The organism is Ruegeria sp. BC7 (assembly GCF_056539165.1).
This window is the reverse complement of record NZ_JBQFUL010000006.1, coordinates 66493-87707: the sequence shown is the minus strand read 5'-3', so window position 1 is coordinate 87707 and position 21215 is coordinate 66493. Positions and strand designations below refer to the sequence as shown.

Below are 21215 nucleotides of genomic sequence, written 5' to 3'. Positions count from 1 at the left end.
ACAGCGACCGGCCCTCGCGGACCGGTCGCGCTTGCGTTAGCTGCCCAGCTCGTCTTCGATGATCTTTTTGAAATCATCGTAAGACATGTTGTCGATCTTCTTGCCGTTCACAAGGAAAGACGGAGTGGCCTGAATCCCGTCGCGCTCGGCGTTTTCTTGATACCAGGCGACCAGCGTCTGTGCGCGGGTGCCGTCCTGAAGGCAAGCCTCAAGCTGGTTTTTCCCGATACCGGCCAGACGGCCGATCTTGCGCAGCTCGTCCACAATTTCGGTCGGGCCACCGGCGCGAGTCCATTCGGACTGGCCGTCATAGATCAGGTCAGAAATGGCAAAGAACTTCTCGGGCCCACCGCAGCGCGCCACCATCGATGCCCAAAGGCCGTAGCGGTCGAAATATACCTCGCGGTAGATGAACTTGACCTTGCCGGTGTCGATAAAGTCCTTCTTGAGCTGCTTATACGGCCCTTTGTGGAAGCTTGCGCAATGCGGGCAGGTGTAGGACGCATATTCGATAACCTCGACCGGTGCGTCGTTCGCCCCCTGCACCATCTCAACGATGGTCGAGGTATCCAGATCAGCCTCTTGCGCTTCGGCGCTGCTGATCAGGGGGTTGGCGGATTGGGAATTCGACAGCGACAGCCAATAGCCGCCAGCGGCTATGGCGACAGCCGCGCAGATTCCGGTTGCAATACGGCTCATTCAACAGCCCTTTCTCAACGTTTTTGCTTGGTTAATACGTTACGGCCCAGACGTTCAAGGGCTGCGCGCAGATCGCCATCATGCACGTCCTGCGCTGCCCGGTCCGCCTCGGCCGCAATCTCTGGTTCGATCTTGGGTTTCGGCGCTTTCGGCTTGTGGTCGAAACTGGCCTGCCCCTCGGCAAATCCTATCGGAGCGGTTTGCGTGATACGCACCCGGCTGATTGCGTTATAGCCGTAGACGGCGTTCACCTTACCGCGCAACTGTTCCTTTTGCATTTCCAGCATCGGAGCCTGCGGTCCGGTGGTCAGCACGGTCAGCGTAGCCCCCATCCCGCCCTTTCCGTAGCCCACATTCACGGGCCGCGCGATCGCAGCCATGTCCTGCCCTACAATTTCAGCCCAATGAGTCAAAAGGCGCGTTACGGCGAAACCCCGGCTTTCACCGGCGTGCCTGATCTGGTCGTTCAGCAATGTCGCGGTGCGTTTGAACCCGCGGGTCGAAGAACGTCTGCGTTGCATCTGGTTTCCAACTCCTGCGCCGCTATTGTAGAGGGCAGGACACTGGGCGCCAGCGAAACCCGACACGGAGATACATAAAACTTGCGTGACTCTGCCGATTTGAACGTAAGCGAGGAATTGCTGGCCTGGTATGACCGCCATGCGCGGGAAATGCCGTGGCGGGTTGGACCGGAGGACCGGGCCGCCGGGGTGCTGCCCGATCCCTATCGCGTCTGGCTGTCCGAAGTGATGTTGCAGCAAACCACGGTTGCCGCCGTGCGCGACTATTTCCTGCGCTTCACCACTCGCTGGCCATCGGTACAGGCGCTAGCATCAGCGCCCGACGATCAAGTCATGGGTGAGTGGGCCGGGCTGGGTTATTACGCCCGCGCCCGCAATCTGCTCAAATGCGCGCGCGTGGTGACAGATGAATACGATGGAACATTCCCGAACACCTATGACGCCCTGCTGAAACTGCCCGGCATTGGCCCCTATACCGCTGCTGCGATCTCGGCGATTGCATTTGACCGACCCGAAACTGTGCTTGACGGGAATGTCGAGCGCGTCATGTCCCGCCTTTACGATATTCACGATCCCCTGCCGGGCTCAAAACCGGTATTGAAAGAACATGCCGCCTTGCTGACGCCCAACAGCAGACCCGGCGACTATGCGCAGGCGGTCATGGATCTGGGGGCAACCATCTGCACGCCAAAATCCCCGGCCTGCGGTATTTGCCCTTTGCGCGACCCCTGCCTTGCACGCGCGGCCGGAACTCAGGCTGATCTGCCACGTAAGACAGCGAAGAAACCAAAGCCAACGCGATACGGGCATATTTATATTGCTCAGGCTGCGAATGGCGACCTGCTGATGGAACGGCGACCGGACAAGGGCCTGTTGGGTGGCATGCTGGGCTGGCCCGGCTCGGACTGGACCGACGCGCCTGAGAATTCCCCTCCGTTTCCAGCAGAATGGCAACAGCTATCGGGTGAGGTGCGCCACACGTTTACTCATTTCCATCTGATCCTGCGGATCTGGACCGCCTCGCTTCCCCAAGGATTGCCTCCGAATGACCTGCTTGTCGTGGACAAACACAGGTTTCAACCCAGCGATCTGCCAACCGTCATGCGCAAGGCGTACGACCTCTGGCGCGAACGGTAACCCATTGTGCGGAATATCGGACTAGGACTAATCTTGGCGCAATCGTTCGGAGCCACTCGATGACCGCAGCAGAATCCCCCAGCCGCTGGCAATCCGCCCTCCCGTTCTGGGTGTCTTTCCTGCTGATCCCGCTGATCTGGATCACCGCATTTGCGGGCGGGTGGTGGGTTTTGCTGGTGCCGCTGTCGACCTGGTGGGCCTTTGCATTACTGGACCGGCTGACAGGTCTGGAATTGAGCAACGCGGATCCTGACACCTCTGACGTTACATTGCGGTGGTACATCCTGTTGACCAAGGCGTGGGTTCCGGCGCAGTTCCTGACGCTCTATGGCCTCATCTGGTACGCGACGCACACAAATCACCTGTCATCACTGTCAAAAATAGGCCTGTTCTTTGGCATGGGGGTCCTTTCAGGCACGATCGGCATCAACTACAGCCACGAATTGATGCACCAGAAAGGGCGACTGGAACGCTGGCTGGGAGACATCCTTTTGGCGATGGTGCTGTATTCGCATTTCCGGTCCGAACACCTGCTGGTCCATCACCGGTTTGTCGGCACCCCCCGAGACCCCGTGACCGCGCGCTATAACGAAGGATTTCACCGGTTCTACCCCCGCGTTCTGCGCCAATGCCTAGTGTCGGCGTTTCGCGCTGAAAAGGACAAGCTGGCTCGTAAGGACCGCCGCTGGACCGACCTCGCCAATCCCTTCTGGCGGTATTGGACCTTGCAGGGCGGCATGCTGTTGTTGGCGTTTCTGATTGGCGGCTGGTCGGGCTTGGCCCTGTTCCTGATTCAGGCAGGTGTCGCCATCTGGCAGCTCGAACTGGTCAACTACGTCGAACACTATGGGCTGACCCGCAAACATCTGGGCGATGGGAAATACGAACACGTTCTGCCGCGCCATTCGTGGAACGCATCACATAAGGCGTCAAACTGGCTGCTGATCAACCTGCAAAGGCACTCGGACCACCACTACAAACCCAACCGCCGGTTCCCGCTGTTGCAGCACCACTCGGAAGACACCGCGCCGCAACTTCCATTTGGCTATCCGGTGATGACGGTCGCCGCGATGGTGCCCCCACTTTGGCGCCGAGTCATGAACCCGCGCGTTCGGGCCTGGCGACGGCAATACTATCCCGAAATCACCGATTGGGCGCCCTACAACGCGTCGTGCAACCCTTTGCCAAGAACCTGACCTCAGCGCGCATCAGCGCGCTGCCCGGCCCAACGAATTTAGTTGCATCTTGGATGCACGTAAATTCGGCGGGAGACCGACCCTAAAGCACCCAAACATCCATGGGCTTCTCGACGCCGCGCACAACCTGGTTCTCGCGCTTGGCAAAACCTCGCATCAGGTCCGGCAGGTTTTGGCCTTCTTCGGTCAGCTTCGCGCACACCTCGTCGCTCAGCACAGCGCGCGCACTGTACTCGCGAGTCAATGCCTCGAGCTTGGCCGCTACGTTGACTGCATCGCCGATGACGGCGAACTCCAGCCTGTTTGCGCCGATGTCGCCCAGAACGACCGATCCATAATGAACACCAATGCCTACCTGAATCTCGGGCTCGCCCTGACGTTTCCGTTCGACGTTCCAACGGTCGACCACATGCACCATGTCCCGAGCGCAGGCCACGGCGTTTGTGGCGTCCAACGGGGTTGGAACCGGAGTACCGAACGTGGCCATCAACCCGTCGCCCAGATACTTGTCCAACGTCCCGTGATGCCGAAAGACCTCGGTCTCCATACGGGCGTGAAAACCGCGCAGAACCTCGATCACCTCATAGGGGTCGCGCCCGGCGGCGTATTTGGTAAATCCGACAATGTCGATGAACAGAACCGCAATGTTTTCTTTGCGTACCTGTTTTAGAGGTTCGTCATTCTGGCTGAGCTGATCGACCACATTCGGCGAGAAATACCGGGACAGGTTTGCGCGCTCACGCTCCAGCCCAGCATTGGTCAACAGCAGTTGATTGAGCCGCCGCATCGAAACCCCAAGCGTCACGGCGACCATCACAAACACGACCACCTGCTGAATCCGCTGCGATGGCATAAAGCTGTTGGGATCAAGCAGCTCAGCAACGTCTGGGTAGCCTGACAAAGCCTGCGCGACACGCTCACTTAAGCCCGGAATCGGGGTCGAGACCCACCACGCAATCAGCCAGCCCGCCGTCCACACCAATGCTGTCCACGATCCTATCGCGACGACTGTGCGCCATGAATAGGCCAACGTTCCCGCAGCCAGAATGATGAAGAAATACTGAAAGTTGTCGAATCGGTACTGCATGGCCAATGGCCGCACATCATCGCTGAAGGGGTTGGGTACGATCATGCCCAGCGTCATGATCAGAAGGTCCACAAAGATCAAAAGAAGCTCGGTGCGCGATTGCCCAACCTGACCGGCCTTGCGGATCAGCCACCCATTTGCGCAGATCAAAAGCAGAATGAAGTGATACCACAGCACTTCCCATTGCGGGTTCAGGAAGATCAACAAAATGCCTGTCAGACCCATCGCGATCCAGCGGGCTCTGACAGCCAGAACAAGCCCCTCGCGCTTGTGCTTCTCAAGCGCGGCTTCGGTGTACTTATTATCCATATCGTAGCTGTCAGGGCGCGTTACGAAAAACCGTCCAAAGCGCGATTCACTGGCTGTGGTGTCCGACATTGCTGAGACTCCTTCGGTGCGCTGCAAGCTGTTAAAGGCTCATATCGGAACTGGAAAGGGAAGAAAACAAAAGACCCCGCCGGGATCGGCGGGGCAAGGCTTAGTGCCTTGTGTCAGGCCACAGGCACCGGCGGTATTCGTGAAATCAGTTATGCATCTCCGACCGGATCTGCTGACGCAGCACGTCGATCGGCACGGTCTTGCCGTCGCGCTTGAAGCACCAATAGGTCCAGCCGTTGCAGGACGGCGCATTCTCAAGCTGCGCCCCGACCTGATGGATCGAGCCCTTGACGTTGTTGCCCACCAGCGTGCCATCGGCGCGAACCTTGGCTTTGTGACGCTGGTTCATGGAATACAGTTCCTCACCCGGGCGCAGCATGCCGCGTTCAACCAATTGACCGAACGGCACGCGCGGCTCGGCGCGTTTGCTGGCACTGACTTCCAGCGCTTCACGGTCGAATTTACGAACCTTGGCAATGCGTTTCTCGGCCACCTTGCGATAGCTTTCCTCGCGCTCGATCCCGATAAACTCACGCCCCAGCATCTTGGCGACGGCCCCGGTCGTGCCGGTACCAAAGAACGGATCCAACACCACATCACCGGGGTTGGTCGAGCCGATCAGAACCCGATGCAACAGCGATTCCGGCTTCTGCGTCGGATGCGCCTTGTCGCCGTTTTCATCTTTCAGGCGTTCATGCCCGGTGCAGATCGGCAGCACCCAATCGCTGCGCATCTGCACACCTTCGTTCAGCGCCTTCAGCGCCTCATAGTTGAAGGTGTATTTCGCGCCTTCGCGTTTGCTGGCCCAGATCATCGTCTCATGCGCATTGGTGAACCGCTTGCCGCGGAAATTCGGCATCGGGTTCGACTTGCGCCACACCACGTCGTTCAAAATCCAGTATCCCGCGTCCTGCAGGGCCGAGCCCACACGGAAGATATTGTGATACGACCCAATCACCCAGATCGCGCCATTGGGTCTCAACAAACGATGCGCCGCCTTCAGCCAGTCGCGGGTGAACTGGTCATAGGCTGCAAAGCTGGAAAACTGATCCCAGTGGTCATCAACCGCATCCACCTGAGAGTTATCCGGGCGATGCAACTGGCCTTTCAGCTGCAAATTATAGGGCGGATCCGCAAAGATCAGGTCAACCGACGCCTCGGGCAGACTGTTCATCACATCGATGCAGTCCCCGGATAGAATCGTGTTTAAAGGGAGCGCTTTTGCGCCCTTTTTGGTGATTATTGTCATTTTACTGCCTCAAGTATCCACGGCGCTTTTGCGCTCATTTGGTTGAGACAAGGATGAGTCAAAGACGATTCGCCGTCAATTTCTTTTTTGAATCAGCAGCTTACAATTTACCCTTGATACAAGATATTGTGTACGGGTTTGAACGAACGTCTATGGTGTGGGGTCACACCAAGATTTTGCAGCGCGTCCCTGTGTTGTTTTGACGGATAACCGGCGTTTGTCTCCCACCCATAGCCGGGATGCTGTTGCGCCAAATCCACCATCACCTGATCACGCCAGTTTTTCGCAACGATAGATGCGGCTGCAATCGACACCGAGTGCGCGTCGCCTTTGACAACGGCTTGAGAGGGGATCGTCAGCCCACGCGGAATCAAGTTTCCGTCAATCAAAAGATAGTCCGGCGGCGGGTCCAGCGCGGCCACCGCCCGCTCCATCGCAAGATGCGAGGCACGCAAGATGTTGTGCTCGTCGATCTCTGCGACCGTTGCCTCGGCTATTGCGAACTCTGTCCGCGCACGTATTTCAGCATCCAGACCGGCACGGCGTTTCGCTGTCAGTTTCTTTGAATCGTTCAGCCCGTCAGGGATGTCATCGGCGTTCAGGATCACGGCAGCCGCTACGACCGGGCCTGCCAATGGCCCACGGCCAACCTCGTCCACGCCCGCGATCCGCGTGTAGCCCTGCGCAACGGCGGCCTTTTCCAGTTCGTAGTCAGGTTTCGTCATACCTTGGAAAGACCGTGTTTCAAGACCAACCGCAAGTAAAAAGGAAGGGGCAGACTGCGCTGCCCCCTCCCCACGGCGCTTCTGTGACGCCGCTCCTGCTCGAAACCGATTACCGGTAAACCACGCGGTATCCTTTTTGGCGCAGGCAGGCAGGCTCATAGGCACGTTTGACCTTTTTGCCGTTCCAGAAACCGACCTTGCATTCTTGCGGCAGGCTATTGGCGTGTTTGTAGTGCTTGCTCAGGCAGTTCGGTCCAAGCAGGGGCCGCTTTGATGAATATTTCTCGTAGGTCCGCAGGCATTTTTGCGGCAGGTCATACTTCGCAACCCGGTGCGGCAGGGGACGCACCGGGTAGTGCGGTTTGTTTGGGTTGGCATGGTAAACTGGCGGTTGGGTGCGACTGACCCGCGCTTGGCTTTTCTCTTTGTTGTAATAGTGAACACCTGCGCCGATCAGCGCGATGGCGGCCAGACCTCCGAGGATGTCCCTCGCGTCCGCGGCCCGAGCCTGCGAGACCGAGACGCCGGTGATGGCAATAGCAGTGGCAACGATAAGCGCGATGAATTTCCGGTGCATAATGCTTGTCCTTTTTCGAGTGCAAAGACGATCCGACGCGGCGGTCGAATTTCTTGCATCAAACTTGGTGGCACCCCTGGAAGACACGCAATAACGGGCGGATGATATCGAATATCAATGCCCGAGACGCCCTTGCGTTATTGAATATCTGGGTGACCCATGCGCAGGATGCAGCCTATGAAACAGATCCTCCCTTCTCTGGCTGTCTTGGCCCTGATATCGGTCGGCACTGCTGCATCTGCGGCTGATTGCTATGCCGACTACAAAGCCAAGCAGGACAATCCACTGCGCCTGCATTACGGCGTCATGCAGGTTTCGGCTTGTGAAAAAGGCAAGGCAAAGAAAGAGGTCTCGCAGCGCCTGCGCGGGTCGGGCTGGACCTTGCTGAACGTGATATCGGTGTTTGGGCCGGATGGGTTGGACAAAAGGAAGGCCAATGCCGGAAAATTCTATCTCCGTTACTGAGGCCCGGCGGTCAGGTGCAAGACTGGTTGGCGCAGGTATCGCGGCCATCGTTCTGATTCTGATAACGGCGGCGGTTTTCCTGTTCTGGACACTCCCCGATGCCAACGCATTTAACGCGCGCGTGGAACGTCTGTTCATCGAAAGCGACCTGACCTCGCAGGCCGAGATTCGCCTGCTGGAAATCCTCGCGCAATCCGGGACGGCCTTTGCAGATACGCTGTCCAGTTACAGAATGGTCATTTTTGTGCTGCTGGTGTTTGCCACTGCCATGCTGGTCACCGCCCTGGTGTTTCTGGTTATGCTCGTCCTGCTGAACCGTCGGATGGCCCAGATTGAGAGGACCGGCATTCAGGTCACGTCTTTGCTGATCAGCCGCGAAGAAAACACGGTCTATTTGAACAACATGGACTTCAAACTGACACCCGCCGCGATGGAGACGTTGGCGGTTCTGGCCGAGTCAAGATTGGACGATGAAATGCTGTCCGGCGCGCAGATCGAGGCCGTTATTTCCGGCAAAGACGCCTCTGATTGCGAAGAAGCCGCCGGTGCCACGCGGATCAAAAGGCTGCGCGATGCTCTGGGCAACCAGATGGTCAGTGAGTTGCTGGTCAAGAACATCGCCAAAAAAGGATATATGCTTTCCATCGAGAAGGACGTGATTCAGATGGTCTGAGCACGCGCGGACGCACACCCGTTGTTTGGAAATCTGTTGACCCAGCCCCTTGGAAATTCGGGATTGAAAGCCCATCCTTAAGGAACCCGTGCCAGGGAGGTTGATCATGAACGTCCACGCCACACCGCAATCAGCAGGTTATCGAATCTCGACAGAACGGTTAGACGGCCCGATCGCAATTTACCGGGGCGATGTTCTGCTGGCCCAAAGCTCCAACGCCAAAGTTATGTATGAGACCCGGCTGCCGCCAACAATTTACATCCCCCGCGAAGACGTATGCGTGGATCTGGGTGGCGAAACCGACTTGCAGACCTTTTGCCCCTTCAAAGGGACCGCGACCTATCATGATGTCGTCCTGAACGGCGAGCGTCTGGCAAACAGCGTCTGGGCCTATGAAGAGGCGTTGCCTGAAAGCAAAACAATTCAAGGCCATATAGGGTTCATGCCCGCTGCTTATGACCGAATTGATCTGGGGCAAAACCGACTCAGGGCGCCCGAAGACGGTAATATCAGCGGGCCTTTGATTGATTGGCTAATGCGGGGCGCGTCCGAGATCGCGACCTCCGAAGGCTTCACCAAAGCGCTGGCCGAGAAGATGCTGGAACATGGAATCGCGATCCAGCGCCTCAGCATTCTGGTCTGGTCGCTACACCCCCTGATCGCGGGTAAACACTATATCTGGGAAAAGGGCGTGGACGAAATCTCGACCAACGTGCCCACCTATGAGATTCACGACCACCCGGCCTATATCAACAGCCCCCTCCGGCATGTGTCGAACGGGCTGGGCGGCGTTCGCCAACGCCTAAACGACGACAACCCTCAGAACAGCTTTCCCATTATGGAAGATTTGCGGGCCAAGGGCGCAACGGACTATGTCGCAATGCCTTTGCCGTTTTCCGATGGCCGCACCAATGTGCTGACCTTGACCTGCGATCATCCCGACGGCTTCACCACCGAAAATCTTGGACTGGTGTTCGAGTGTTCGTCGGTGATTGCCCGGTTTTACGAAGTTTTCATGCAGCGTGAGAACGCGCAGGTCTTGCTTGAAACCTACGTCGGAAAGCGTTCGGGCGCGCGCGTTCTGGGCGGTGAAATCCGACGCGGTGACGGGGATGAGATCGACGCGGCGATCATGTTCTGCGACTTGCGCAACTCGACCAACCTGGAAGAAAGGCTGGGCCGGGCTGAGTATATCGGACTGTTGAACGAGTTCTTTGAAACCGTGTCTGGCATCGTTCACGAAAACGGTGGCGAAGTCCTCAAGTTCATCGGCGATGCTGTACTTGCCGTTTTCCCGGAAGGCGACGATTCAATTACGGCCCGCATCAACGCGCAGCGCACAGCCGTTGAAATCGTGGAAAAGCTGGGCGAGCTGCGTCGGTCAGGTTCCGACGAGCACTGTGATTGCTCTATCGGAGTCGCCTATGGGCGTGTAACATACGGCAACGTCGGCTCGCGTGAGCGACTGGATTTCACCGTAATTGGACGTGCTGCAAATATCGCGGCGCGGCTGGGGGAATACGGAAAGACAGTCAACCACAGGATTGTCGTATCATCCGACATCGTTCCGGCCTGCGCTGACGCCGTGCCGCTAGGGGACATTAGACTTCATAACGTTTCTCAGCCTGTCGCGTCCTTTGCTCTGCAAACTTCTGCGGATGGTGTACTGAATTCCTGACGCGCCCCGCTTTGACGCCGCTTACCTTGGCTGGGGTTCGGAATTCTACGCCCCTAGCAGGATCAATGCAGTCTGGGCGGGTGAAATCGTGCTTTGAAGCTGCGCGATCTGACGGCGTGCAAGGTACTGATCGGTCAATAGATTGACTGCTGTTTCTTCTGAAAACTGCGATAAGTCATCCGAGCCTGTTAGCCCTGCCAACCTATCCTTGAACACCTCAAGCTGCCTATCAATGTCCAATTGGGCAAAACTCGAAGGAAGGCCAAGTGCCGTTTCCATCATGTTCCGCAAGGGTGGAAGGCTCATCAAATCGAACCACTTGGTGTCAGCGCCACTGTCCTGAACCGCCAGATCCGCCAGCGTGTGCTGAGCGTAAAGCGCGATTCGCATTGTCTCGTCGCTTTGTACCACGGCGACTTCAAACCGCGAGACCACATTGTCCTCTGCGATATCTTCCATAAAGGTGATCAAACCCGTTTTGCGAATTTCACCTGGCCCCAAGCCAAATGCCTCGGACAATTCGCGATATCTTTTGTCGGACAAGCGGTTTGACAACGCATCCTCGGCGGATGTGCCATCAGACAGCACCTTTTGAATGAAGTAGCGATTGTTGATGTCGCCTTCCAAGCCGAAAGCACCCAGCGCCACCTGCAGCAAGCGGCGATCAGAAACCAAATCTTCAGCGGTCTGAACTTTTTGGATGTTGTCCAGAAAATACTTGGTTTCCCTTTCGTTTACGGTGGTGGAAGAAAAGCTATCCAACTGCGCGTCATAGGTGCGCTGAAGAAACCTCCACCCGACAAGGCCGCCTGACGGTACAACGGGCTGGAATGTCATTGCTGAAAGGCCATCAGCCGCTCCTCTCTCGGTAAAAGAGCACGAAGGGATTTGAGGCACTTGTAATACTGCTCAGCCAGAAGTGCGTCTGTAGCTTCAGCAAGCACCTTCCGGCTATCTGTGTCCGTGAAGACCTGACTCAACTCCTCGACCCGGCGCAGCAATTGCTGCCGCGCCTGATCGGGCTCCATATCTCCGGATAGCACGAGTTGAGCTGCATAGCAGACGCGGCGGACCGGTGTGTTTACTTCGTCTGGGTGTATGGCGTCGCGAAGACGCAAAACATTCGCTTGGGGCGTCATGATCGAAAAGCGGCTGCGCCGGTCCCCGTTTTCCAGAACAACGCCATTGATCAACACCCGCTCTTTTGGGGCAAGTTTCAAAACCAAACCACCCATCAGGTTGCCCCCATCTGCCGCAATCCGCGAAGGACAGCCATATTGATCTCTAACAAGGGCTCGACGGTCGCTTTGTTGCCCAGAACCTGACTGCTGTGCTGTTCCGTGAACTCGGCCAGATAAAATATCCGAGCGCGCAGGTCGTTGGGCAACGCATTGTCGGAATCCGTGACGCCATTTGCCAGAACAGACCACAATCGCCGATTTTCATGCAGCGCGTGCACAAAACCGCCAAAGTCGGATTTCTGTCGTGCAGCCGCGGCCTTAAGGCGACGCGTGATTTTCGAGATGGCCTCATACTCGGTATCACGCGGTGTACGCGTAGGTGCGGCCGTCTGAGCATAGGCGCGGTGCGCCAAGGTTTGCGGTGTCACTTGAAGTCCTTCCAATAATCCGGCTTTTGGCAATCAGAGCCGGGGCGTGCTTCCACGCCCCGACCAGGTTCCTGAGATTAGCGGAACAACGACAGGATCGACTGCGGAGCCTGGTTCGCAATCGACAACGACTGCGTGGCAAGCTGCTGCTGAACCTGCAGAGCCTGAAGGCGCGCCGACGTCTCCTCCATGTCAGCATCCACCAAAGAGCCGATACCGGATTTAAACGAGTCCGCCAGGTTCGAGATAAACTCTTTCTGGGTTTCGATCCGGCCCTGCGACGACCCGAAAGCTGCCGATGCGTCGATCGATGTATCAATCAGTGCCTCGACCGAAGCCAGCGCAGCCGTCGCTCCTGCGCCGGTCGAAACGTCGATACCAGTCAGCGCGCCCAGTCCGCCCGAGCCAGCGTTCACAAACTGGGCTGAAAACGAGAGGTCCTCACCGGTGCCATTCGTCACCGACAGCGTTCCGGCTGTACCAGAGTCGTAGTCAACAGTCAGACCGGTAATTCCCAACTCTTCGATTTTTGCCTTCAGGCCCACAGCCACAAGATCACCTGTTGTGGTGGCAGCAGCGTCAGCGGTAGACACAGTGTAAGAGACGACCTGATCGTCGATAGCCACGATAACCTTGTCGCCCGCCGCGAAAGTGCCGCTGGATTCATCGGTCACCAGAGCTGTCGCCGAGGTTGTGCCGTTGTCGATAGTGGCACCAACCCTGTCATTGCCGGCCGACGCGCCGGTCGAGCCGTCAAACACCTGCACCGCGGCGTAGCAACCTGTGGACAGGTTCTGGCCCGACACGCTGATCGACGACGGGGTGACGGCCCCGGTGCTGTCTCGATCCAGCGACGCCAGGATCGAAGCGGAGCCCGTCGACCCGTCCACCAGGTTCAGCCCGTTAAACTGGGCCGCGCTTACAACAGAGGCGATCTGATCCTTCAACGCAGTGACGTCGTCATTGATCTTGCCGCGATCGACATTGTCTTCCTGAGCAGCGACAATCTTGCCTTTCATCTGGGTCAGAAGATCGGTCACGGTTTCCGACGCGTTCCGTGCGACCGCGACGGTCGATTCACCCAGCGCCAGACTGTCCTTGATTGCGTTGAAGCCTTTGACATCCGACTCCATGACTTTGGAGATCGCCCAAACCGCCGAATTGTCCTTGGCGGTCGCAACGTCCTTGCCGGTCGAGATCGCGTTCTGGGTCTGCGCCAGGTTCTTGTTGACCGATTTCAGGGTTTGCAGCGCAACCATTGCGCCATTGTTGGTCAGAATGCTGGACATAGCTTTCTTCCTTTTTCCATTCGGGCCCTTTGTGCCCATGCTGACCCCGCACCACCTGCGGGCTTTGACGTCGTTCTGATCGGTGCGATCCGCCCTCCGGCCGTTCGCGCCACCTGTTGTTTCAGGTGCCCGGCCACCTTTGCAGTTGATCCCCTAATGGAATCCTAAAGTCCGACCCTCGGAAAATTCGGATTTGAATCAAATCGGTCGCTAGGCCCGCTTCTCCAGCTTCGCGTGGCCACGCACTGCAAAGCCGCTGCGCCGCCCGTCCGCCCCGTAGGTGCTGAACTCACTTCGCACGCGCCGCATCTCGGCCATGCGGTCCGCGACAGCCCGAATCCCACTTGCTGCACTATTAAGAAGCGCCTGGTTCCTTTCGACTTTCTTCTGGAGTCGAATCAATTCGTCACTTTCCCGAACCTCAAGGCCCGCAATCGCGCCGATCAGCTTTTCCTTTTCCGGCATCATGTGGCCCAATTGATCCAGGTCGCCCTGTACAAGCGCATTTCTTTCCAGGTCCAGAACTTCCTCAAGAGACCGAAGCAGATCCGGTTCAGATTTGGTCGGCATCGGTTCTCTCCATCATCGATTTGAACAGGATTTCTGAAAGGCCAACGCCACCGGATTCGGCCAGTTGGCGCGCCTGATGCTGGACGAGAAATGAAGAAAACTGATCTTCGCCGGCACCGCCACCGAAGGATTCGCGAACCTCTCCCAATCCGGCGGACTTCAGCATTTCGGCAAGAAAAGTCGCCTCAAGCTCGACCGAGGCGGAACGTAACTTGGTGGATACCAAATGAGGGGTCGTATGAAGAGCGGGTGCTGTTGTTTCCATTGAATTCTCCGAAATTTACTCCGAACTTTCTCGATCAAAGGCGATAGCGGTTAAAATAAACGTAACTTCCTGCAGGCAGATTTCGGCACACACAACCGGAGACGGAGCAAAATGCCCAACCCTCTTTTGACTGTGCTGCCAGCCTCAAACGCACCTGCGAAACCCAATTCGGAGTCCAAGGCCCCGCCGCAACACACTGCGGTTGAGTCGTTTGAGTTGGTTCTGGAAGATCACGTCAATTTGCAAACTAAGGATGCAGACGTGCCAGTTGCGGCAGAGCGTTTGCCAGACAGCAATCCGACCGACGCCACCGAAGAACCCGATCTCGTTGATCCTTCTGTAGCTCTGGCGCCGTCACTACCAGACGAAATGCGTCAGGCAGCAAAACCGGCACAGGGTGTTGGTCCAAGCGATCTTTCCAGCCCATTTCCTTCTGACGCTGCGAATCGCCCGGAAATGACAGCGCGCCCAGATGGTGTGCCGGTCAGCCCCCCCAAGCCTCAAACTCTGGCACATCACGAAACGCCGGCAACGCTTCGATCCATGCCCCCCAGCGAGGTAGAGCGTTCCGCGAAAAATCTGGTGGAGGTCAAACAAGCCGCTGCAACCGCACAGCCGGCAATGTCCTCACCAGAACGTAAGACATCCGAGCTGCCGATCCCGCCTGAGACGAACGTCGCAGCACAACACCTTCCTAAAGACACATCATCGACGCGACGGGTTTCGGCCCGACCGGAAGGCACGGCCCTCATTGAACAAATGCGTTTGTCGACCAAGACCGAGGCACGTGTTCAAACTGATGCCGCGGTGATTTCGGAAAATGAAAGGATTGCCCCTTTTGGAGAGACCAGCCCTCTGTCAAATTCGCGGGACTCAACGATCGCTGCGCAGACCTTCGCAACAAACGCACGGGTGGAAACGGCCCGCGCCATTGCAGGACAGATGGCCGCGGCAATAAACTCCCGGCCACAGACCGGAACCATCGAAGTCGCGTTGAACCCCGAGGAGTTGGGGCGCGTCTCTATTGTTCTGAACGGCCGTGACGACGGTTTGCACCTGACAATCGCCACCGAACGCCCGGAAACGCTGGAAATGATGCGTCGGCATATCTCGATCCTAGAGGCGGAATTCAAAAGCCTCGGATTGGGGGATTTGGCTTTCGATCTGGGAACACCATCTGACGCGCAAGAAAACGCCTCGGATGCGGAACACGACTCGTATTTGGAAACGGAACAGAACGACAGCCAACGGGAAAACTCCCCGGTTCCTTCACGAATGGGCGCGACTGGTCGCGTTGATATGAGGCTTTGACATGATCAATCCGACCTATACCGCAACGCAACCCGGCGCGCAGACACAGCCAGCTCGAACCCAGTCCGCAGGGCTTGCCTCGGATTTTGAAACATTCCTGTTGATGCTGACTGCGCAGGCAAAAAATCAGGACCCTCTGGAACCATTGGACTCGTCCGAATATGCGTCGCAACTGGCGCAATTCTCGATGGTCGAGCAACAGGTACAAACCAACGAATTGCTCTCGAATCTTGAACTGGCGACCGGTCGGGTAGGTCTGGAAGCCCTTGCGGGCTGGGTTGGGATGAACGTGCGATCCGCTTCGGCCTTCCAATTTGACAGCCAACCCGTCGCCCTGTTCGCCCAAGCCGACCCCGCAGCCGACGGCGCGACCCTTGTTATTCGCGACTCAAACGGTGCAGCGATCGACAGAATTGCAGTCCCAACCAATCAGGCAGAGTTCATTTGGGCTGGACAGGACAGTGCTGGCAATCCAATTCCAGCGGGCATCTACTCAGCCACCCTCGAAAGCTATGACGGAGATGAGGTGCTGTCCGAGCAAACGGCCTCGGTCTATAACCGGGTCGTCGAAGCACAAGTCGCCGACGGCGAAGTGCTTCTAATTTTGGAAACCGGCCAGCTTGTACCGGCAGATAAGGTGAGTGCCATTCGCGCTGGAGCTTGATCTGAGGGGCAAGGCAGGCCAAAGCTTTGCCACCTTCGACTCAGACTGAACCGGTGACCCCCCTGCCTGACACGACTGCCCCGCCTTCTGGTCTTGTTGACCACCTCTGCAGCACGGGCCTGATAGAGCCCGGCGCCCGGTTCCATACGTTATACGGCGGGCGCACCAATCAGGTTTGGAAAGTTCTCGGCGGTGACGGCGACAAGGTTCTGAAGGTGTACAGGACTAGTTTGTCCAATCCGCTGTTTCGCAATGACGCAAAATTGGAAGCACGCTGCCTGAGCGCGCTTGAACCGATGGGGTTCGCACCCCGCCTGCGTGCAACGGGCGCGCATGAAAACGGCCACTGGGTTTTTTACGATCACGCTCCGGGATCGCCCTGGCAATCAGAGCCTGCGCGCGTCGCGAAACTGTTGCGCAAGCTGCACGCGCTGGACATCGCCATTCAAGTACCCAAGGGCTGCAACGGCAGCGACGACCTGGAACGTCACGCCGAGCGCATTTTGGCGCAATGCGTAACCGACCAGAAAGCCCACCTTGAGCATTTGCGCCCTGACTGCGAAGTGCCCCCCAGCCGCAGCACTTGCCTGATTCACGGCGATCCTGTCGCTGGAAATATTCTTGTGGCAGATTCGGGCTTAACTCTGATCGACTGGCAGTGCCCTGCCCAAGGCGATCCGTGCGAGGATATCGCACTGTTTCTTTCACCGGCGATGCAACAGCTTTATCGTGGGGCACCTTTAAGTCCTGCGGAAAAAGCGCAGTTTCTGTCTGCCTATGATCAGCCGGACGTTACGAACAGGTACCGCGAATTGCAAAAGTGGTATGGGTGGCGGATGGCGGCGTATTGTCTTTGGCGCGTAGAAAATGGCGCGACGGATTATGCCGCCGCTTTGGATTTGGAAATCGCAGCTCTCGGATAGGGTCAGAGGTCGGCCAACGCCATCATCGCATAAGCCGGTGGCAACAAAGCACGCCGCCAGAAACCAAGTGGAAAGCGGCCGGGATTCTGACCAATCGGCTCTGGCAGTGCCGCGTCCTGCCCCAGCACCATACGCGACAGTGCACGTCCGCAATAGGTGCCCATCGCAACCCCATTTCCGTGATATGCAAACCCGGCAAACAGCCCGGATTGCACCGGCACCGCCCCGGCAAACGGCGTCAGGCTGCGCGACAGGCACACCATGCCGGACCACATATGGGTGATGTCCACATGCGCCCATGCGGGGAACATCTTGCGAAAGTCCGATTGAACCTTCTGGCGAATTGCAGCTTCGGCCTTGGCCGAAGACCGCAAACCGCCACGCATACCGAACAGGAACCTCCGGTCAGGCATGAGACGAAAGTAATGCAACAGATTGCGCGTATCGTAAGACATCTGATCCGTGGTCCAGCCCTGCGCCTGCAGTTCAGCCTCGGACATTGGGCGCGTCACCAGAACAGTTGACTGGGCAGGCATGTAGCGGCCAGCCATCCAGTCCGGGATATCTTCGCTTGAATATCCATTGGTGCAGATCAGTACATTTTCAGCGCGCACACGACCTGCCGCTGTACGAATGTCAAAGCCCTTGGCGGATTTCCGAAGGGCTTGCACACCACTTTTCTGAAACAGTTGCGCACCGGCATTGCTTGCCGCATTTGCAAGTCCGAACAGGTATTTTCTGGGGTTCAGGCCGAAACCGACCGGGTTGGTATACCCGCCGTGAAACGCCCCTCCGAAGCCGAGCCCCGAAAGGTCTTGCGCCTCGTGCAATACTCCGGGCGTGTCTGCATTTCTGCGCAGGTTTTCCATCGCACGCGCAGTGTGGGCCAGTTGGGTTTCCCCTTTTGAATGGGTGTCCGCTTTGATCCCGTGGGCATCCAACAACTCAGCAACAAGGTGAACCGCTTCTGCTTCTGCCGCGCCATAGCGTTCGGCAGCCGGGGCGCCGTATATCCGAGCCATCGCTTTGTGGCTGAGTTTCGAGCCGCCGAGACAGCAGAACCCGCCATTCCGACCCGACGCGCCCCAACCGGGTGTCTCGGCCTCGAGCACGGCAACGGAAACGCCCGCCTCAGCCAAATGCAGAGCCGCAGACAGGCCCGTGAACCCAGCCCCGACGATGGCTGCGTCAACACTCAGATCGCCTTGCAGTTCCGGCCAATCCGGGGCGGCGATTGTCTCGTCCCACCAACAGCCCTCACGCGGGCCGGGGCCGTAGGTGTAGTCCGGGAACAGCCGTTTCATTCGGTACGGGCCGCTGCCATCTCATCCTGCTTTTGCCGGACCATCGCACGCTTCGTCACCAGAGACGCGGTTATGACGCCGACCGTGACAACCGCAATCATGATCGTGGACAGCGCGTTGATCTCGGGGCTGACGCCAAGACGCACGGCCGAGAATATCTTGATCGGCAAGGTTGTGGCCGACGGCCCCGAGGTGAAGGACGCGATCACCAGATCGTCCAGCGACAGGGTAAAGGCCAGCAACCAGCCCGAGATCACGGCGGGCGCGATGATCGGCAGCGTCACCAGACGGAACGCTTGCGCAGGTGAACAACCTAGGTCCAACGCGGCCTCCTCCAGCGACTGATCGAAGGTTACAAGGCGCGAGGACACGACGACCGAGACAAAGCACATCGAAAAGGTCGTATGCGCCAGAACGATGGTCAGGATACCGCGATCCAGCCCGATCCCGATGAACAGCAGCAGCAACGACAGGCCAGTGATCACCTCGGGCATCACCAGCGGGGCGTAGATCATGCCGGAAAACAGCGTGCGGCCAAAGAACCGCCCGCCACGCACCAGCACATAGGCGGCGGCGGTGCCCAGAATGGTCGCCAGCGTTGATGAGAACACGGCCACCCGGATCGTCACCCATGCAGCATCCAGAAACGCCTGGTTCTGGACCAGTTCGCCGTACCATTTGGTCGAGAACCCGGCCCAGACGGTGACCAGTTTGCTTTCGTTGAAGGAAAAGATGATCAGGATGATCATCGGGATGTAGAGAAACGCAAATCCCAGCGTCAGCGAGACCGCGTTGAACCAGCTTAGCCTGTTCATTGCTCGGCCTCCGTCTGTTTCTGCTGATTGCGCTGGAACAGCACGATCGGGATCACGAGGATCAGCAGCAGCACCACCGCCACGGCGCTGGCCACCGGCCAGTCGCGGTTCGAGAAGAACTCCTCCCACAGCACCTTACCGATCATCAGTGTACCCGATCCGCCCAAAAGCGAGGGGATCACGAATTCGCCAATCACCGGGATCATCACAAGGAAACAGCCCGCGATAATGCCGGGGCGCGACAGTGGAATCGTCACCAGCCAGAACGCCTGAATTCGGGAACAGCCAAGGTCTTCAGCCGCCTCGATCAGAGATTCGTCCATCCGCTCCAGCGCCGAATAGATCGGCAGGATCATGAAGGGCAGATAGGTATAAACGATCCCGATATAGACCGCCGTATTAGTGTTCAAAATGGTCAGCGGGGTCGAGATTATGCCCGTCCACAGCAGTAGCTGGTTCAAATACCCCTCGTTCGAGAGGATGCCCATCCACGCATAGACCCGGATCAGGAACGAGGTCCAGAACGGCAGGATTACCAGCATCATCAGCGTCGGTCGCCATTCGGCAGGCGCGCGGGCCATGCCATAGGCGATCGGATAACCCACCAGCAGGGTCAGAAACGTCGAAATCAGTGCTATCTTGACGCTGGACAGGTAAGCCTTCCAGTAGAGGTCATCCTCGGTCAGCCAGACATAATTTTCCAGGTCAAGCTGGCTAAAGAACTCTTTGATGCCCGCCCAGCCCTGCGAAAAATCCAGCGTCGGCGTGTAAGGCGGGATCGCCAGCGCAATGTCGGACAGCGAGATTTTCAGGACGATGAAGAACGGCACCAGAAACAGCGCCAGCAGCCAGACATAAGGAATGGCTATCAGGAACGCGCGGCGCATCAGTCGGCCAGCAGAACCGCGGCCGTCGCTGTCCAGGACAGCCAAACCGGGTCTTCCCAAGTGAATGAACGACGCGAGATGCGGCGGGTATTGGCCGTCTGCGCCTTGATGATGGTGCCGTTCGGCAACTCGACGTGATAGGTGGACAGATTGCCCAGATAGGCGATGTCATGCACCTTGCCCTGCACCGCGTTGATCGCGTCAGCCGGGCGGTCGGCAGAAATTGTCATCTTTTCGGGCCGGATCGCCAAGTGACAGGCCTGTCCCTGCGCCAGACCATTGGCTGAGGTCGCAGTCAGTGGCGCCTGCCCCTCGGCCCAGTCGATCTGATAGGTGTCTTCCCCGTTCGACGTTGCACGTCCTTCGATGATGTTCACGTCACCAATGAAATCCGCCACGTAGACCGAGTTCGGGTTTTCATAGATCTTGTCAGGCGTTGCCACCTGCATCAGCTTGCCCTGATCCATGACCGCAACACGGCTGGCGACGGTCATCGCTTCCTCTTGATCATGAGTCACGATGACAAACGTCGTGCCGGTCTTTTCCTGAATGTCCATCAGTTCAAACTGCGTGTCCTGCCGCAGTTTCTTGTCCAGCGCGCCCAAAGGCTCGTCCAACAACAACAGCTTAGGAGCCTTGGCCAGAGATCGCGCCAGCGCAACCCGTTGCCTTTGGCCACCCGAAATCTGGTGCGGTTTGCGCCGGGCGAATTGTTCCAGCCGGGTCAGGCGCAGCATTTCCTCGACCCGTTCTTCGAGGTCACGCTTGGGCATGTTGTCCCGGCGCAATCCAAAGGCGATGTTTTCCCAGATACTCAGATGTGGAAACAGCGCGTAGGACTGGAACATCATGTTCACCGCCCGCTTGTTCGGCGGGATCGGGTCGATGTCCTGACCACCCAGCATGATGTGGCCTTCGGTGGGCGTCTCAAACCCTGCCAACATCCGCATCATCGTGGTCTTGCCGCAGCCCGACGGCCCCAGCAGAGCGAAGAATTCTTTCTCGAAAATATCCAGAGACAGATTGTCGATCGCCGTGAACTCACCAAACCGCTTGGTGACATTCTGGAACTGGATCAAGGGTTTCGCCTGAGGGTCCTCCCACGGCGCAAAGACTTCAGAGTTCAAAACGGCCCCCGTTCGACAATCTGGAAAATGGGGCAAGGCGGACATGCCGCCCTGCCTTGGAAAATC

At 57.7% G+C, this 21215-nt stretch carries 24 protein-coding genes; 8 read left to right on the top strand and 16 right to left on the bottom strand.

Features of this window, described 5'->3' with window-relative positions:
- Positions 1-36: 36 nt before the first annotated feature.
- Together ACR0KS_RS15255 and ACR0KS_RS15250 are read right to left on the bottom strand one after the other, a co-directional pair.
- On the bottom strand, positions 37-699 hold the full coding sequence (locus ACR0KS_RS15255) for a DsbA family protein (protein ID WP_170415726.1): 663 nt from the start codon (positions 697-699) through the stop codon (positions 37-39).
- Positions 700-713: 14 nt separating this feature from the next.
- A complete protein-coding gene (locus ACR0KS_RS15250; protein ID WP_170388792.1) occupies positions 714-1220 on the bottom strand; it encodes a DciA family protein in 507 nt (168 codons plus the stop codon).
- 81 nt (positions 1221-1301) lie between these two features.
- On the opposite strand from ACR0KS_RS15250, the gene mutY reads away from it, so the two are divergent.
- Entirely contained in the window at positions 1302-2357 is a 1056-nt protein-coding gene (gene mutY, locus ACR0KS_RS15245; protein WP_170567245.1) for an A/G-specific adenine glycosylase, read from the top strand.
- 59 nt (positions 2358-2416) lie between these two features.
- Positions 2417-3553, top strand: a complete 1137-nt coding sequence (locus ACR0KS_RS15240; protein ID WP_170567247.1) for an alkane 1-monooxygenase — start codon at positions 2417-2419, stop codon at positions 3551-3553.
- 82 nt (positions 3554-3635) lie between these two features.
- On the opposite strand, the gene ACR0KS_RS15235 is transcribed toward ACR0KS_RS15240, so the two are convergent.
- The 4 genes from ACR0KS_RS15235 to ACR0KS_RS15220 all read right to left on the bottom strand — a co-directional run bounded on the left by ACR0KS_RS15235 (position 3636) and on the right by ACR0KS_RS15220 (position 7569).
- Positions 3636-5018 (bottom strand): adenylate/guanylate cyclase domain-containing protein, encoded by a 1383-nt coding sequence (locus tag ACR0KS_RS15235; protein WP_170567249.1) that lies wholly within the window; start codon positions 5016-5018, stop codon positions 3636-3638.
- A gap of 145 nt (positions 5019-5163) precedes the next feature.
- Positions 5164-6267, bottom strand: a complete 1104-nt coding sequence (locus ACR0KS_RS15230; protein ID WP_170567251.1) for a site-specific DNA-methyltransferase — start codon at positions 6265-6267, stop codon at positions 5164-5166.
- A gap of 107 nt (positions 6268-6374) precedes the next feature.
- Complete coding sequence (locus tag ACR0KS_RS15225; RefSeq protein ID WP_170567253.1) at positions 6375-6992, bottom strand: ribonuclease HII; 618 nt, start codon at positions 6990-6992, stop codon at positions 6375-6377.
- A 109-nt stretch (positions 6993-7101) separates the two neighbouring features.
- Positions 7102-7569, bottom strand: a complete 468-nt coding sequence (locus ACR0KS_RS15220; RefSeq protein ID WP_170567255.1) for a hypothetical protein — start codon at positions 7567-7569, stop codon at positions 7102-7104.
- Positions 7570-7746: 177 nt separating this feature from the next.
- Between ACR0KS_RS15220 and ACR0KS_RS15215 the strand changes: the two genes are divergently transcribed.
- The 3 genes from ACR0KS_RS15215 (at position 7747) to ACR0KS_RS15205 (ending at position 10385) form a co-directional block, all read left to right on the top strand.
- On the top strand, positions 7747-8034 hold the full coding sequence (locus ACR0KS_RS15215) for a hypothetical protein (protein WP_170567257.1): 288 nt from the start codon (positions 7747-7749) through the stop codon (positions 8032-8034).
- Positions 8006-8707 (top strand): helix-turn-helix domain-containing protein, encoded by a 702-nt coding sequence (locus tag ACR0KS_RS15210; RefSeq protein WP_170415739.1) that lies wholly within the window; start codon positions 8006-8008, stop codon positions 8705-8707. The genes ACR0KS_RS15215 and ACR0KS_RS15210 overlap by 29 nt, the downstream gene beginning before the upstream one ends.
- Before the next feature lie 106 nt (positions 8708-8813).
- The gene (locus tag ACR0KS_RS15205; protein ID WP_170567259.1) at positions 8814-10385 is read left to right on the top strand and encodes a DUF427 domain-containing protein; all 1572 of its coding nucleotides are present in this window, start codon (positions 8814-8816) and stop codon (positions 10383-10385) included.
- Between the two features lie 45 nt (positions 10386-10430).
- On the opposite strand, the gene ACR0KS_RS15200 is transcribed toward ACR0KS_RS15205, so the two are convergent.
- The 6 genes from ACR0KS_RS15200 to ACR0KS_RS15175 all read right to left on the bottom strand — a co-directional run bounded on the left by ACR0KS_RS15200 (position 10431) and on the right by ACR0KS_RS15175 (position 14118).
- Positions 10431-11222 (bottom strand): DUF1217 domain-containing protein, encoded by a 792-nt coding sequence (locus tag ACR0KS_RS15200; RefSeq protein ID WP_170567261.1) that lies wholly within the window; start codon positions 11220-11222, stop codon positions 10431-10433.
- Positions 11219-11620, bottom strand: a complete 402-nt coding sequence (gene flbT / locus ACR0KS_RS15195; protein WP_170415745.1) for a flagellar biosynthesis repressor FlbT — start codon at positions 11618-11620, stop codon at positions 11219-11221. Before flbT ends, ACR0KS_RS15200 begins: the two co-directional genes overlap by 4 nt.
- The gene (flaF, locus tag ACR0KS_RS15190) at positions 11620-11994 is read right to left on the bottom strand and encodes a flagellar biosynthesis regulator FlaF (protein ID WP_170388804.1); all 375 of its coding nucleotides are present in this window, start codon (positions 11992-11994) and stop codon (positions 11620-11622) included. Before flaF ends, flbT begins: the two co-directional genes overlap by 1 nt.
- Before the next feature lie 77 nt (positions 11995-12071).
- Positions 12072-13283 carry a flagellin gene (locus ACR0KS_RS15185; protein WP_170567263.1) on the bottom strand — a complete coding sequence of 404 codons (1212 nt, stop codon included), beginning with the start codon at positions 13281-13283 and terminating at the stop codon, positions 12072-12074.
- Between the two features lie 210 nt (positions 13284-13493).
- Entirely contained in the window at positions 13494-13853 is a 360-nt protein-coding gene (locus ACR0KS_RS15180) for a flagellar biosynthesis protein FlgN (RefSeq protein WP_170567265.1), read from the bottom strand.
- On the bottom strand, positions 13837-14118 hold the full coding sequence (locus ACR0KS_RS15175) for a rod-binding protein (RefSeq protein ID WP_170567267.1): 282 nt from the start codon (positions 14116-14118) through the stop codon (positions 13837-13839). Before ACR0KS_RS15175 ends, ACR0KS_RS15180 begins: the two co-directional genes overlap by 17 nt.
- A 111-nt stretch (positions 14119-14229) precedes the next feature.
- Here ACR0KS_RS15175 and ACR0KS_RS15170 point away from each other — a divergent pair, with 111 nt between their 5' ends.
- The 3 genes from ACR0KS_RS15170 to ACR0KS_RS15160 are packed head-to-tail and all read left to right on the top strand — an operon-like array spanning position 14230 to position 17016.
- Positions 14230-15429, top strand: coding sequence for a flagellar hook-length control protein FliK (locus ACR0KS_RS15170; protein WP_170567269.1), 1200 nt, complete (start codon positions 14230-14232; stop codon positions 15427-15429).
- Between the two features lies 1 nt (position 15430).
- Positions 15431-16093: a flagellar hook capping FlgD N-terminal domain-containing protein gene (locus ACR0KS_RS15165; protein ID WP_170567271.1), complete on the top strand. Its 663-nt coding sequence runs from the start codon at positions 15431-15433 to the stop codon at positions 16091-16093.
- 53 nt (positions 16094-16146) lie between these two features.
- Complete coding sequence (locus tag ACR0KS_RS15160) at positions 16147-17016, top strand: phosphotransferase (protein WP_480693257.1); 870 nt, start codon at positions 16147-16149, stop codon at positions 17014-17016.
- 2 nt (positions 17017-17018) lie between these two features.
- Here ACR0KS_RS15160 and ACR0KS_RS15155 read toward each other — a convergent pair whose 3' ends face one another.
- Genes ACR0KS_RS15155 through ACR0KS_RS15140 form a run of 4 tightly spaced genes read right to left on the bottom strand, consistent with a single transcriptional unit; the run spans position 17019 to position 21194 of the window.
- Positions 17019-18320: an NAD(P)/FAD-dependent oxidoreductase gene (locus ACR0KS_RS15155; protein ID WP_170567273.1), complete on the bottom strand. Its 1302-nt coding sequence runs from the start codon at positions 18318-18320 to the stop codon at positions 17019-17021.
- Positions 18317-19135 (bottom strand): ABC transporter permease, encoded by an 819-nt coding sequence (locus tag ACR0KS_RS15150; RefSeq protein WP_170388811.1) that lies wholly within the window; start codon positions 19133-19135, stop codon positions 18317-18319. The genes ACR0KS_RS15155 and ACR0KS_RS15150 overlap by 4 nt, the downstream gene beginning before the upstream one ends.
- Positions 19132-20022 carry an ABC transporter permease subunit gene (locus ACR0KS_RS15145; RefSeq protein WP_170485857.1) on the bottom strand — a complete coding sequence of 297 codons (891 nt, stop codon included), beginning with the start codon at positions 20020-20022 and terminating at the stop codon, positions 19132-19134. The genes ACR0KS_RS15150 and ACR0KS_RS15145 overlap by 4 nt, the downstream gene beginning before the upstream one ends.
- Complete coding sequence (locus ACR0KS_RS15140; RefSeq protein ID WP_480693256.1) at positions 20022-21194, bottom strand: ABC transporter ATP-binding protein; 1173 nt, start codon at positions 21192-21194, stop codon at positions 20022-20024. Before ACR0KS_RS15140 ends, ACR0KS_RS15145 begins: the two co-directional genes overlap by 1 nt.
- Positions 21195-21215: the final 21 nt, after the last annotated feature.